This is a genomic window from Leifsonia aquatica H1aii (genome assembly GCF_000633535.1).
GTDB lineage: Bacteria > Actinomycetota > Actinomycetes > Actinomycetales > Microbacteriaceae > Leifsonia > Leifsonia aquatica_A.
The window spans coordinates 152,703-165,845 of the sequence record NZ_AYMR01000018.1 but is presented as its reverse complement, the minus strand read 5'-3'; the positions used below and the strand labels follow the sequence as shown (position 1 = coordinate 165,845).

The following is a 13,143-nucleotide window of genomic DNA, read 5'->3' as shown; positions in this document are numbered from 1 at the left end:
GGGAATCCCGGACCGGGTCGCGCGGTTGCGCTCAGCGTGAGCATCATCGAGATCGACGCCCCTGCCGTCGCCCCCGCGGCGACGGACGCGGCGACGCCTGCGGTCGCCTCGGCTCCGGCCGTCACGACGCTGACAGAACGCACGGCCCGGGTGCTCGAGCAGATGCTCGCGGTGATGGACTGGACGCTCGTCGACTTCGCCCGGCACGAGCTGAGCGCCGGCGAGGCGATCGGCGGGCGCGTGCGCGAGGTCCCGTTCTTCCTGGTGATGAGCGGTGAGCTGGAACTGCGCACCGACGGCGAGACCACCCGCCTGCGCGGGGGCGACTTCGTGCTGCGCACGCGCCCGACGGGCTATCGCGTGCGCGCGGACGGGGACGCGGTGTTCATCGCGGGCTCGCTGCGTCTGGCGGGCAGCGGCGAGCATCCGCTCGTCCGGTCGCTGCCCGAGGCCCTCATCGCCTGCCAGCTGCTGCGTCGCGACGCACACCTGAACGCGCTCGCGGAAGCGCTCGTGGCCGAGGTCGCCAGCGCACGTCCCGCCTCCTGCGCGTTCGCCGGACGCCTGGTGAGCGTGCTCGCGGCCTCCGCCGTGCGCGCCTGGGTGGAGAACGGCTGCGCCCCGGACGGCTGGCTGCTCCCCGCGAGCGATCCGCACATCGCCCGCGCGGTCGATGCGATCCTGGGCGATCCCGGCGGCGCGTGGACGCTGGAGCGACTGGCTCGGGTCGCCACCACCTCCCGCTCCGCGTTCGCCGAACGCTTCCACTCCGTCGTCGGCGAGCCGCCCGCGCGCTACCTGCTGCGGGTGCGGATGGAGCGGGCCAAGATCCTGCTCGCGGACGATCGCGCCAGCGTGGCGCAGACCGCCTCCTCGCTCGGTTACGGCTCGGAGGCGGCGTTCAGTCGCGCCTTCCGCCGGCACACCGGCTCGAACCCGTCCGCCTGGCGCAAGGCGAGCGCCGTCGCCTGACGTCCGCGGCGCGCGTCGCACCGCGGCCGTCGCGGGGTCGCACTCCGTCGCTTTCCGCACCCCGCGGGGTCGCACTCCGTCGGAAAGCGGAGCGCAGAGCGACAGGATGCGACCCCGCGACGGCGGCGCGACGGCGCGGTCGCGCGGTCAGGGCGCGGTCCCGCGGTCGCGCGGTCAGGCGCGGCGGCCGAACCAGCGCCGGGTCGAGGCGATCAGCAGGCCGCCCAGCACGGCGGAGATCCCGCCGGCGACGAACACCACCGACACGCCGGCCGCGTCGATGAGCACGCCGCCCACCACCGCTCCTGTCGAGATCGCGAGCTGGAACGTCGCCACGGTGAGGCCGCCCGCGCTCTCCATCCGCTCCGGCTCCACCCGGGCCGACCAGGTCTGCGCCATGGTCGGCACGCCGCCGAACGCCATGCCCCAGACGGCGGCCGCGGCGAACGAGGCGACGATCGATCCGGATGAGAAGGAGAACACGATCACGGCGGCACCCAGCACTGTCGGCAGCACCACGAGCGTCGTCGCGAGCCGCCGGTCCACGACCGAACCGGTGACCAGGTTGCCGATCAGGCCGCCGACACCGTAGACCGCCAGCAGCACGGCGATCCCGCCCGCGTCGAGGCCGGAGACGTGCTCGGCCGCGGGTCGGATGTAAGTGAAACTCGCGAAGTGCCCCGCGACGATGAGCAGCACGCCGAGCAGACCGACGACCATCGCCTTCGAGCGGATGGTCGCACCGAGAGCCCGCAGGCCGGTGCCCGCCGCGGCCGGCACGGACGGCATCGCCAGCGCGAGGACGACGATCGCGACGACCGTGGCCGCCGAGACGGCCAGGAACACGACCCGCCAGCCGGCGAGCGACCCGATGAGGGCGCCCAGCGGCACCGCAGCCACGGTCGCCGCCGAGACGCCGGTGTTGACGACCATCATGGCCCGGCCGAGGTGGCGCGCCGGCACGAGGTGGGCCGAGACCGCCAGCGCCATCGACCAGGTGCCCGAGATGGCCATCCCGAGTGCGACGCGGGCGACGACCACCATCCAGAAGGCCGGGGCGATCGCCGTCACCAGGTTCGCGGCCAACGCCAGCACGAGGAGTCCGAGCAGGAGCCGTCGTCGGTCGAGCCGGGGGAACACCAGGGCCGTCGCCGGTCCGGCCACGACGCCCACCAGGGCCGTCGCGGTCACCACCTGGCCGGCGACGCCCTCGGTGACGCCGAACTCGGCCGCCATCGCGGGCAGGAGGCTCGCGGGGAGGAACTCGCTGGTCACCAGGACGAAAACGCCGACCAGCAGTGCCACCACGCCGCTCCAGCGCGCGGTCTCGCCGCCGCCCGCGGAGCCCTGTGCGGGAACGGCGCCGGTCGGGGAGGTGGGAGCGGTGTCGCGGAGTGTCATTGCTCCATGCTCGCGCCGCGCCTCCCGCCGCACCTGATCGGTCGTCCGGGAGGGATGACCGTGCGTCCGGGATGCGGCATGATCCGGGACGCCCGGCGCGGGTTCGCGCCCGCAGCAGCCCAAACAAGCCGGTACAGTCAGGCCGGCTCAGTCAGTCCGGCTCAGTCGGGCCGGCAGCACACACGAGCGGCAAAGCAGAAGGGCCGCTCTCTCGAGCGGCCCTTCTGCGATGTCCCTGCGGACGTCTCCGGTGGAGCTAAGGAGATTCGAACTCCTGACCTCTTCGATGCGAACGAAGCGCGCTACCAACTGCGCCATAGCCCCGGGGAACTGCTCTGAAAGACTAGCACCCCACCGCTTCCGATTTGAAATCGAGCAGGGCTCAGCTCGCGGCCCGGCGGCGGCGGAGCACCGCGTCGAGATCGATGCTGCCATCGGCGGCGTCGCCGACGATACCCATGCTGGAGTACCGGCTCGGGATGGGCTCGGGCGCTGGGACGGCGGGCGCCACCGCGACCGGGCGCAGCGGGACGGGGGGCGCGACCGGAGCGACCGGGGCGACCGGGGCGACCTCGGCCGCCTTGCGCTCGAACTCGGCACGAGCGGCGGCACGACGCAGCTCGGTGGCGGCATCGACGGACGCCATGGCGGCGGCCGCGACGGTGCCGGGCGACAGGTGCAGCGGCTTGGGCAGCGGACGCGGCGTCCAGCTCTGGCGCAGACGCTCCTGCACCGGCAGATCGTGCTGGGCGTCGTCGTAGATCGCGGGGGCGGCCGGGATGGTGACCGCGCGCACCGGGGCCGCGGGAGCCTCCTGGGGCTGGGCCAGCCGGCCGAGCATGCCGAGGGCGGCGACCGACACCGCGGCGGACAGCGCCGGGACGAGCCAGGCGCCGGACGAGAGCATGATCCCGGTGCCGGCGATGACGCCGATCACCCCGGCGACGAGGACGAGCGTGCTGAGCGCACGGGCGCGGCGCAGCCGGCGTCGACGGGTCGGCGAGAGGACGGGACGGTTGCTGGCGGCCGTCGAGATCGCTCGCGCCCGCTGGGCCGCAGCGGCCCGCGAGGCGCGCTCCACGGCGATCGCAGCGGTGGCGGCGCGTTCGGCCTCCTCGGCGACGAGGCGGCGCTCCTCGGCGATGGCCTGCTCGCGGCGGGCGTGCGCTGCGGCCTCCGCCCGGGCCTCCGCGGCGTGACGCTGCTCGGCGCGGCGGAGCACACGCTGCTGCTCGGCCACCGTGCGGGCCGTGGCCTCGACGCGGACCTCGTCGGGCAGCTCGCTGGTCTCGGCGAGGATGCGCAACGTCTGCTGCAGCCGGACCGCGTTGCGCTCGGTGGCGACGTACTCGCGGCGGCGCAGCCAGACCGGGACCAGATAGGCCAGCCACAGGACGGCCGCGATGGCGACGACCACCCCTCCGCCCATCACATCCCCATTCATGTCTCTACGCTAGGGGGCTGCGCGCGTCCAGCCGGGGCAGGCGGGGGGTGTGTCTCAGCGCAGACGGGCGACGGGGAGCGGCAGTGCAGCGGCGGCGAGGTCCTCCGCGTTCACGACCGCGGCGTCCGGGGGCACTCCCCCGTCGCGCCAGCGCCGCAGGACGCCCTGGGTCAGCTCCTCCGACACGAGCCCGAAGCAGAAGTGGTCGCGCCAGTCGCCGTTGATGTGGATGTAGCGGCGACGCAGGCCTTCGTAGCGGAAGCCGAGCTTCTCCACGACGCGCAGGCTCGGCTTGTTCTCGGGCCGGATGCAGATCTCCATCCGGTGCAGGCCCAGCTGGTAGAAGCAATAGTCGGTGGCGAGCGCGACGGCCGTCGGGGTGATGTCGCGACCGGCGAACTCCTGGGCGACCCAGTAGCCGATGGTCGCGCTGGAGAGCGACCCGTAGGCGATCGACGACACGTTCAGCTGGCCGGCCAGGCGTCCCTCGTACTCGACGATGAACGGCAGGCCGTGACCGGCACGCGCGTTGGCGAGCAGGGAGCGGATGCTGGCGCGGGTGTCGAAGGAACCGGGCGAGTACGGGCTGGTCGCCTCCCACTGGCGCAGCCAGCCGCGGTTGTCGAGCAGGGAGCGCTCGAGCGCGCGCGCATCGCGCAGCCGGATGGGGCGCAATCCCACCGGCCCCTCACCGAGGGTGGGGACCACGATCGCCACGGGCATCTCCTTCGTGCAGGCTGAGGTTCGGTCGCGTACCGACGCGGGTCGGTCGCCTGCTCAAGCGGTCTCGCCGACGGGCTCGGCCGGCATCTCCTCGACGGCCTCCTCCGGGGCGTCGTCCAGACCCTTCGCGAACTCGCGCAGCCAGGGCCGCAGATCCGGGCCGAGGTCCTCGCGGTCGGAGGCCAGCTGCACGATCGCCTTGATGTAGTCGAGCCGGTCGCCGGTGTCGTAGCGGCGCCCGCGGAAGACGACGCCGTACACGCCGCCGGTCCAGTCCGGCGCATCGGCCATCGACTGCAGTGCGTCGGTGAGCTGGATCTCGTTGCCACGGCCCGGCTCGGTGCGCTCGAGCACGTCGAAGACCTCGGGGCGCAGGATGTAGCGGCCGATGACCGCGTAGTTGGAGGGAGCGTCCTTCTTGTCCGGCTTCTCCACCAGCCCGGTGATGCGGACCACGTCGTCCTCGTCGGTCTCCTCGACGGCGGCCGCACCGTATAGGTGGATGCTGTCCGGGTCGACCTCCATCAGGGCGATCACGGTGGTGTTCAGCTGGAACTGCACCTCCAGCATCCGCTTCAGCAGCGGGTCGCGGGAGTCGATGATGTCGTCACCGAGCAGCACGGCGAACGGCTCGCGGCCCACGTGCATCTTCGCGCGCAGGACGGCGTGGCCGAGGCCCTTCGGGTCGCCCTGGCGCACGTAGTGCATGTCGGCGAGGGCGGTGGAGTAGTTGACCTTCTCGAGCCGGTCGGTGTCGCCCTTCTTGCGCAGGGTGTCCTCGAGCTCGGCGTTGCGGTCGAAGTGGTTCTCGAGCGCGTTCTTGTTGCGGCCCGTGATCATCAGCACGTCGTGCAGGCCCGCGTCGACGGCCTCCTCGACGACGTACTGGATGGCCGGCTTGTCGACGACCGGCAGCATCTCCTTCGGCATCGCCTTCGTGGCGGGAAGGAAGCGGGTGCCGAGGCCGGCCGCGGGGATGACAGCTTTGGTGACGTGGTGAGCCATGCCGCCTACAGTATCCGCATTTCGTCCGGCGTCACGGCCCCATCTTCTAGGATTGCGCTATGGACCCGGACACTGCCGCCCACCGCAAACGCGCCTTGCGCGCAGAACTACGGGAGCGACGACAGAACCTCACCACGACGGAGCGCTCCACCGCGACCGCCGGACTCACCCGCAACCTCGTCGATCTGACGACGGACCTGAACGCGCGCTCGGTGGCCTGCTTCCTCTCCACCACGATCGAGCCGGACACCCGCCCCTTCCTCAACTGGGCGCACGCCCAGGGGGTGCGGGTGCTGCTTCCCATCTCGCGGGAGGACGGGCTGCTCGACTGGACCACGGGCGACGGCGAGACCGAGACCGAGGGGTTGTTCGGGATGCCGGAGGCCGTCGGCGAACTGCTCGGGCCCATCGCGATCAACGACGTCGACCTCATCCTCGTCCCGGCCGCGGCGGTGGACGCCTCGGGCATGCGGATGGGATGGGGGCGCGGCTATTTCGACAAGACACTCGGGAGCATGGAAAAATGTCCCCCTGTGTACGCCGTCCTCTTCGACGGCGAGCTCGTGGACGAGGTCCCGCGGGAGCGGCACGACCAGCCCGTCGACGGCGCCGTCACCCCGACGCGCATCGTCCAGTTCACCTGACGCACCCGACCGAGCGACGCACCCGACCAAGCGGAAACTGATGCCCACCTACTCTTACGCCTGCCGCGACTGCGGCCACACCTTCGACGCCCAGCAGGCGTTCACCGACGACGCCCTGACGGTCTGCCCGGTCTGCGGCGGCAGCCTGCGCAAGGTGTTCGGCGCGGTCGGGGTGACCTTCAACGGCTCCGGCTTCTACCGGACCGACTCCCGTGGTACGAAGAGTTCAGGAGTGTCGGGGGGCTCGTCGTCCGGCGGCTCGTCGTCCGGCGGCTCGTCGTCCGGCGGCTCGTCGTCGGGCGGCTCGTCGTCCGGATCCTCGTCCTCGGGATCCTCCTCGTCGGGAGGCTCCTCGGCCGGAGGGGCGTCCTCCTCCGGCAGCACCTCCTCGGGCGGTTCCTCCTCCTGAGCTCGACCCCATCCCAGCAGCGGCACCACCGGCGAAAGGATCGATCGTGATCAAAGGCTTCAAAGAGTTCATCCTCCGCGGAAACGTGATCGATCTGGCGGTCGCCGTGGTCATCGGCGCCGCGTTCACCGCGGTCGTGACCGCGATCGTGAACAACCTGATCAACCCGCTGATCGCCGCGTTCATGCAGAAGAACGGCCTCGACGAGGCCCTCATCGTCACTCTGAACGGCTCGGACATCAAGTTCGGGGCGATCATCGGCGCGATCCTCAACTTCGTCATCATCGCCGCCGTCGTGTACTTCGTGTTCGTGTACCCGCTCAACACCATCAAGGAGCGCGCCGAGCGCCTCCGCAAGAAGGGCGTGGTCGAGCCCGACGCGCCCATCACCGAGCTCGATCTGCTCACCGAGATCCGCGACCTCCTGCAGGCCCAGCAGGCGCCGCCGCAGGCGGCCGGCAAGCACTCCGACCCGCAGGCCTGACGCGGCGCCGACCGCGCGTCCCGCGCCGCGGGTCAGTAGTGCGGCGGCACGTCCCGTCGCAGCTGTTCGTCGTTCGAGCCGAACGACGGCGTGTGGTCCGAGTCCTCCTGAGCGGGCTCCGCGCGCACCTGCGGCGTGGGATCCGCACCGGGCGCGCCCGCGCGCTGCACGCGCCGATGACGGCGCGCAGCAGGACGCCCCGGGGTGCTCTCGCTCATCCCTCCAGCGTAGCCGCCACCGAGACGGCGGAAAGTGCACGCGAAAACACGGAGGCGGCGGAGAATCCGCCGCCTCGATGACGCGCTCAGGCCGGGATGGTGATGGGTGCCGTCTCGGTGCCCGGCTCGACGGAGCCGATCAGGCGGGCGATGCGCAGGGCCACCGCGTCCGGGTCGGCGAACAGTTCGAAGCTGTGCACCCGGAGGTAGTGCCAGCCGAGGCGGCGCAGCACGTCGGGACGCAGGCGCAGCGACTCGCGGAGGCTGCCGGTGTTCACGTCGTCGTCCGTCTCGACGACCACGGCGCGGCCCTCGTGCGAGGCGATCAGCGTCAGCTTGCCGCGGTAGCCGAGATGCACGTCCAGCCCGCGCCGGGCCAGCCGCTTGGCCAGGTCGATGATCATCGGATCGGAGTCGGGGCTCAGGTGCTCGGGGGCCGCCGCCTGGATCTCGTCGGCCTCCCCCAGTACCTGCGCGAGCGCGGCGATGCCGTGCCGCATCCGGGTCTCGTCGATGTCGTCCGGCTTGAAGCAGGACACGATGTCCATGCCGCGGCGGGCGCGCGTCATGCCGATCGCGAGCAGACGGTCCCCACCCGGCTCCGCGAGGGCGCCGAAGTTCGACAGCAGGCGTCCGTGCGGAGTGCGGCCGTAGCCGATGGAGAAGATGACGCGGTCGCGGCTCTGCCCGACGGACTGGTCGAGCGTCACGACGGTGAACGGCTCGGCCCGGTCGCCGAGGATGAAGTCGGCGAGGTCGGTGCGCTTGGCGAAGGCCGCGAGCACGGCCTGGTTGACCCGCACCGCGTGGCGGTCGCTGGCCGAGATGACCATCAGGGACTCGCGCGGCCGCTCGACGGCGTGCTGCAGGACGAGCTCGACGACCTTGGCGACCTCGGCGTCGGTGCTCTCCACCGCTCCGGTGTCGCTGTCGGGCATGCCCTGCCCGCCGCTCACGTAGTGCAGTGCGAGGCTGCCGTGGCCGAGGTAGGTGCCCGCCCACGGCAGGGAGTCGATCATGCCGCCGTAGAAGCGCCGGTTGACCAGCTCGGCGAGGTCCTCGCCGCCGGCCCGGTAGCTGCGCTTGAGCGTGTAGACCGGGAGCAGCTCGGCGAGGCGCGCGAGCGCCGAGTCCGCGTGCATCGCGTCCACGTCGTCGGTGCTGCCCTCGAACGACGATCCGTACTCGTGCACGCCGATGTCGAAGCGCGACGGGGTCTGGGTGACCGGGTCGCCGAACGCGACCAGCTGCTTCGCCCGGCGCAGCACCGGGATGTTCTCGGCGAGCGTGGATGCGCCGGCGTCGACGAGCACGACCGCGTCGAACGGCAGGTCCGAGCCCAGCTCCGGCACCTCGTACGGCGAGATCAGCCACACGGGGGCGAGCGGGCGCGACAGGTGCGGGGCCGCGGCGTCGAGGGAGGCGGCGGTCGGCTGCCCCGCCTTGAGCAGGCGTTTCAGCGCGGCGGCCTCGTCCGGCCAGTCGACGATGCCGATCTTCCAGGTCTCGGCCAGGAGCCAGGCGAGCTGCTTGCCCGTCGCGGAGGCATGGGCCTCGTCGACGAGACGGAAGTCGGCCTCCAGCCGGTCGAGCACCCCGGTGTTCGCGTTCAGGAGGGCGCGGTCGGCGGCGAGCAGCGACTCCAGCACCGACTGCCACCACGCCAGTTCGAGCTCGGCGCTCACCTGCGACTCGGGCACGTGGCGCACCGAGAGGTCCTGGATGAGCGGGTCGAGATCGAGGTCGCGCAGCTGGCCCAGCAGGGCGGTGCGCTCCTGGAGGTTGGCGAGCACCTCGGACTCGGCCGCGAGGCCGGCGATCTGGCGGGTGAGCACCTCGATCGGCAGGGCAGCGAGCGACTGGGGCGTCCCGGTGCGGCGCAACGGGATGTCGAGGCGGGCGAGGTCCTCCGCGACCCGCTGATAGGCCACCTGCACGTCGGCGATGCCGACCGGCACCTCCGGCACGACACCGGCGACGGCGAAGCGGTTCCAGAGGATGCGCTGCTGCTGGATGCGCCGCAGGCTCTCGTTGAGGTCGGTCACGTGGACGCCCGGACGCACGTACTCCAACGCCAGCTTACGCAGCCGGCGCCGGTTCGCACCGGTCATCGTCGCGGACTCGCGGCGCGACGCGGTCGCGGCGATCAGCTCGGCGAGCGAGCGGTCGAACACGGCCGGCGTGAAGCGGTCGAGCGTCTCCCGGATGTCGAGCAGCAGCCGCAGGTAGACGCCGAGCTCGGCGATCGACTCGAACGGGCGCATCCGGGTCTGGCCGATGAGCGCGCGGGCGCGATCGATCAGGCGGGGCAGCTCCGCGCGGTTGAGCTTCTTGGCGAGGTCGTGGGCGGCGCGCCCCTCCTCCGTCGTAGTGAACGAGGCTCCGTACCAGGGCGAGTCGTTCGGGCCGTAGCGGAACTCGCCGAGGCGGGCGGCGCGGATCAGCGCGTCGGAGGCGGCGGCGCGGTCGACGGCGAGCGCTTCGATCGAGGTGCGGCCGAGTCGCGCCGTCGTCGAGGGCGGCGACGGCAGCAGGGCGAGGCGCGAGAGCTCGCGCAGCGCGTCGAGCACGGACACCTTCAGCACCGGGTCGCGGCGACCGAGGGCGGAGCGGTAGTCGAGCAGCACCTTGCGCAGGCGCACGAGGGCTTCGTCGACGTCGGTGACGCGGGGCTGCGTCGCCTTCTCGTTGCGTCCGATCGACTGCACGAGGTCGCGGCGCAGGGTGCGCGGCGTGACCGCGAGGCCGGGCAGGCCGACGCTGGTGAGCCGTTGGGCGATGTCGTCGAGGCTCGAGCGACGCGGGCTCACGACGAGCACGCGCTTGTGCTGGGCGACCAGCGCGCCGATCGCGTTCACCACGGTCTGCGTGCCGCCGGTGCCGGGGAGGGTCTTCACGACGAGCGAGTTGCCGGCCGCGATCTGCGCGACGACGGTCTCCTGCTCCTCGTCGGCGTCGAGCAGGAGGGTGTCGGTCGCGGGCGGTCGCTCATCCTGGCGGATGTGCTCCACCGGGTTGAACGCGCTCTCGATCGTGGTGCGCGCCGACGGGTTGCCGGCGAGGGCGTTGAGCAGCGTCGTGTCGAGGTCCTCCGCCTCCGCCCGCAGGGCCGGGGCGACATCGGCGAACGACGAGACGACCAGGCGCGGCTGCACGTTGAACCAGGGCAGGTGGGAGGTGAGGCCGCGCAGGCGGTCGATGACCGGCTGCGGTTTGAAGACCCCGTTGTTGAGGGCGAGCGCGACGAAGGCGTCGGCGTCGAGCGTGATCTGGAACTGCTCCGCGAGAGCGCGGGAGAGCTCCGGGTTCAGGAACGGCTGGCCCTTCAGCTTCAGCTCGAAGTCGCGGCCGTAGCGGCGGATCGCCATCGGGCGCAGCAGGATGGGCGCGGTCAGCTCATCGCCGCCGTGCCGCCACTGCGCCAGCCCGATCGCCAGATGGACCGACTCGATCCCGCGCACCGTGCGCAGCTCGATGCCCTTGGTCGTGATCGCGTTCGCCGCCGCGCGGGCGGTGCGCAGCGCCAGCTCGTCGCGGATCAGGCTCGACAGGAGGGTGCTCTTGCCCGTGATGAACTGCGGCAGTCCGCCCGGGTGCGTGGTGCTCAGCTCGATCCGTGCGCGAGGGCTGTCCTCGAAGTGCAGCAGCGGCGAGACGCCGCCGATGGACGCGATCTCGTCCTGCCAGCGCGTGCGCACCGGGTCGGCGATGTTGCCGGCGACGAGCGTCGGGTCACCGAGGCTCAGCTGATGCGGCGCGGTCGAGTTCGCGACCGGATGCAGGGCGTCGTCGTCCGCGGGACCGGCCCCGACCAGGTCGTCCTCGTTCTTCCTATCCAGTCGCCACACACCGACACCCTACGTGCGAATCTCCGAAACGCCCGGCAACCCGGGCGGGTTTCGCGGCAATACGGGAGCCGGCGGTCGCAGGGCGACGGCGGCGAGGACGCCGCACGCCAGGTAGAGCGCCGCCTGTCCGTCGAGGATGGCGACCACGTCGATGTGCTCGGCGAGCAGGCCGCCCGCCAGCAGGCCGACGCCCTGGGCGGCGCCGCCGACGGTCGTCATCGCGGCGATCACCCGTCCCAGTGCGTGCGGCGGGGTTCCGGTCTGCACCAGTGTGATCTCGCCGGTCGCGGTGGCGACGGCGGGGATGCCCATCGCGATGAACAGGCCGGCGTAGACGCCGAGGGCCGTGGTGACCGGGGCGAGGTTCCAGGTGATCAGGGAGAGCAGACCGAAGACGAGGTACCCGCCGCCCACCAGCATCCGCGGGCTCAGCCGGCGCACCAGCACCCCGGAGAGGAGGCCGCCGAGCACGCCGCCGATCGCCTGCACACCGCGCAGCAGGCCGACGCCGCCCTCCCCCGCCCCGAGCTCCTGCGTCACGTACACGATGAAGAGGACGAGGAAGAGCCCCTGCGAGACGCTGCCCAGCGCAGTGATCGCTGCGAGGGTTCGCAGGGTCCCGGAGCGGGCGATCAGCACGAGGCCCTCCACCCAGTCCCGCAGCAGCCGGCGCTCGACGGCGATCGCGGGCGCGTCCGCGTCGAGCGTGTCGGCACGCGGCCGGGGCCGGCGCATGAGCAGCACGAGCAGCGCCGTCACGAGGAACGTCGCGGCATCGGCGATGACGACGCCCGGCAGACCGGAGACGGCGAACGCCAGACCGCCGATCGGCGAGCCGACCAGGCGCGCGATGCTGTCGCTCACCGCGATGAGGGCGTTGCCGCGCGCGAGCTGGTCCGGCTCGACCAGGCTCGGGACGAGCGCCTGCCTCGCGGGGTTGATGACGGCCCCGAGCACCGCCTCGACGCCGGCCACGGCGTAGACGATCCACATCCGGTCGGCGGAGGCGGCCAGCAACGGCAGAAGCACGACCGCCTGCAGCAGCGAGGTCACGATGATCGTGCGACGACGGTCCCAGCGGTCGACGAAGACGCCCAGGAAGGTGCCCAGGAGCAGCACGGGGATCAGCTCGACCAGGAAGACGGTCGAGGCGCCGAGCGCCGAGCCGGTCGCGGCGAAGGCGAACAGCGGCAGCGCGATCATCAGCAGCCAGTCGCCGGTGTCGGAGACGAGTCCGGCCGTCCAGATCAGTGCGTAGTCGCGGCGGAAGAGCGGCGAGCGGGAGGTCACGGCCGGCCCTCCGCATCCTGGCCCGGGTCGCCATCCCGGCCCGGGTCGCCATCTCGGCGGTCGGCGGCGCTCCGGCGGTCGGCGGCGCCCGGGGCGAGTGGAGCATCCGGGTGGCGGAACGCGCTGAGCTGGAGGGCGACCACCTCGGCGTCGTCGGGGGCGTCCGGCCGGGTCAGCCCGATGTAGGGGCGGATGAGCGCGTCGAGCTTGCCGCCGAGCTCCCGGAGCTCCGCGGAGGTGAGCCGCAGGGCGTACCCGGTGAGCATGCTCGCGTCGCGCCACTCCTCGGGCTGATCGTCGCGCTGGGCGAGCGCGCGATGCGCGAGTGCGGCCTCGTCGTCGATCTGCCGATCGGCGAGCAGGCGCTCCGCGGTGTCGGAGCCGAGCCGGAATCCCGGGTCCTCGGTGCGCCCGAAGGCGAGACCGGTCGCGGTGGACTGCCAGGGCCGCTCGCGACCGTCGGCGGCCTCCACCGCCTCCACCAGCCCGAAGCGCGCGAGCGCGCGCAGGTGGTAGCTGCAGTTGGACGGCGTCGAGCCGACGACCTCGGCGCACTCGCTCGCGGTGCGCGGACCGAAGGCCATCAGGTGGTCGAGCAGCGCGAGGCGCAGCGGATGCGCGAGCGCGCGGAGGGCTCGCGGATCGGTGACCGTGCGTCGTTCCGGAGGTCTGAAAGACATGTTTCACATTGTCCGCGCCCCGTTC

At 72.3% G+C, this 13,143-nt stretch carries 12 protein-coding genes and 1 tRNA gene; 4 read left to right on the top strand and 9 right to left on the bottom strand.

Annotated elements, in window-relative coordinates; translation table 11 throughout:
* The first annotated feature begins 36 nt into the window (after positions 1 to 36).
* Entirely contained in the window at positions 37 to 972 is a 936-nt protein-coding gene (locus U870_RS22710) for a helix-turn-helix transcriptional regulator (protein WP_025158521.1), read from the top strand.
* A gap of 174 nt (positions 973 to 1,146) precedes the next feature.
* On the opposite strand, the gene U870_RS0116710 is transcribed toward U870_RS22710, so the two are convergent.
* The 5 genes from U870_RS0116710 to galU all read right to left on the bottom strand — a co-directional run bounded on the left by U870_RS0116710 (position 1,147) and on the right by galU (position 5,545).
* Entirely contained in the window at positions 1,147 to 2,373 is a 1,227-nt protein-coding gene (locus U870_RS0116710) for an MFS transporter (RefSeq protein ID WP_025158520.1), read from the bottom strand.
* A gap of 251 nt (positions 2,374 to 2,624) precedes the next feature.
* Positions 2,625 to 2,697, bottom strand: a tRNA-Ala gene (locus U870_RS0116705).
* Positions 2,698 to 2,755: 58 nt separating this feature from the next.
* Positions 2,756 to 3,817 (bottom strand): hypothetical protein, encoded by a 1,062-nt coding sequence (locus tag U870_RS0116700; protein WP_025158519.1) that lies wholly within the window; start codon positions 3,815 to 3,817, stop codon positions 2,756 to 2,758.
* Positions 3,818 to 3,871: 54 nt separating this feature from the next.
* Positions 3,872 to 4,540, bottom strand: coding sequence for a GNAT family N-acetyltransferase (locus U870_RS0116695; RefSeq protein ID WP_052357780.1), 669 nt, complete (start codon positions 4,538 to 4,540; stop codon positions 3,872 to 3,874).
* 54 nt (positions 4,541 to 4,594) lie between these two features.
* On the bottom strand, positions 4,595 to 5,545 hold the full coding sequence (gene galU, locus U870_RS0116690) for a UTP--glucose-1-phosphate uridylyltransferase GalU (protein WP_025158517.1): 951 nt from the start codon (positions 5,543 to 5,545) through the stop codon (positions 4,595 to 4,597).
* Between the two features lie 59 nt (positions 5,546 to 5,604).
* Here galU and U870_RS0116685 point away from each other — a divergent pair, with 59 nt between their 5' ends.
* From U870_RS0116685 to mscL, 3 genes are read left to right on the top strand one after another with little or no spacing between them, the layout of a single operon-like run.
* Positions 5,605 to 6,189, top strand: a complete 585-nt coding sequence (locus U870_RS0116685) for a 5-formyltetrahydrofolate cyclo-ligase (protein ID WP_025158516.1) — start codon at positions 5,605 to 5,607, stop codon at positions 6,187 to 6,189.
* A 40-nt stretch (positions 6,190 to 6,229) separates the two neighbouring features.
* Entirely contained in the window at positions 6,230 to 6,598 is a 369-nt protein-coding gene (locus U870_RS23740; protein ID WP_081815329.1) for an FmdB family zinc ribbon protein, read from the top strand.
* 46 nt (positions 6,599 to 6,644) lie between these two features.
* Positions 6,645 to 7,082, top strand: a complete 438-nt coding sequence (mscL, locus tag U870_RS0116675) for a large conductance mechanosensitive channel protein MscL (protein ID WP_025158514.1) — start codon at positions 6,645 to 6,647, stop codon at positions 7,080 to 7,082.
* A 32-nt stretch (positions 7,083 to 7,114) separates the two neighbouring features.
* Here the strand turns inward: mscL and U870_RS0116670 are convergent, their stop codons facing one another.
* The 4 genes from U870_RS0116670 to U870_RS0116655 all read right to left on the bottom strand — a co-directional run bounded on the left by U870_RS0116670 (position 7,115) and on the right by U870_RS0116655 (position 13,118).
* Entirely contained in the window at positions 7,115 to 7,300 is a 186-nt protein-coding gene (locus tag U870_RS0116670) for a hypothetical protein (protein ID WP_029947749.1), read from the bottom strand.
* Between the two features lie 86 nt (positions 7,301 to 7,386).
* Positions 7,387 to 11,148, bottom strand: a complete 3,762-nt coding sequence (locus U870_RS0116665; protein WP_025158513.1) for an ATP-binding protein — start codon at positions 11,146 to 11,148, stop codon at positions 7,387 to 7,389.
* 9 nt (positions 11,149 to 11,157) lie between these two features.
* On the bottom strand, positions 11,158 to 12,438 hold the full coding sequence (locus U870_RS0116660; RefSeq protein WP_025158512.1) for an MFS transporter: 1,281 nt from the start codon (positions 12,436 to 12,438) through the stop codon (positions 11,158 to 11,160).
* Positions 12,435 to 13,118: an ArsR/SmtB family transcription factor gene (locus tag U870_RS0116655; RefSeq protein WP_025158511.1), complete on the bottom strand. Its 684-nt coding sequence runs from the start codon at positions 13,116 to 13,118 to the stop codon at positions 12,435 to 12,437. Before U870_RS0116655 ends, U870_RS0116660 begins: the two co-directional genes overlap by 4 nt.
* Between the last annotated feature and the right edge of the window lie 25 nt (positions 13,119 to 13,143).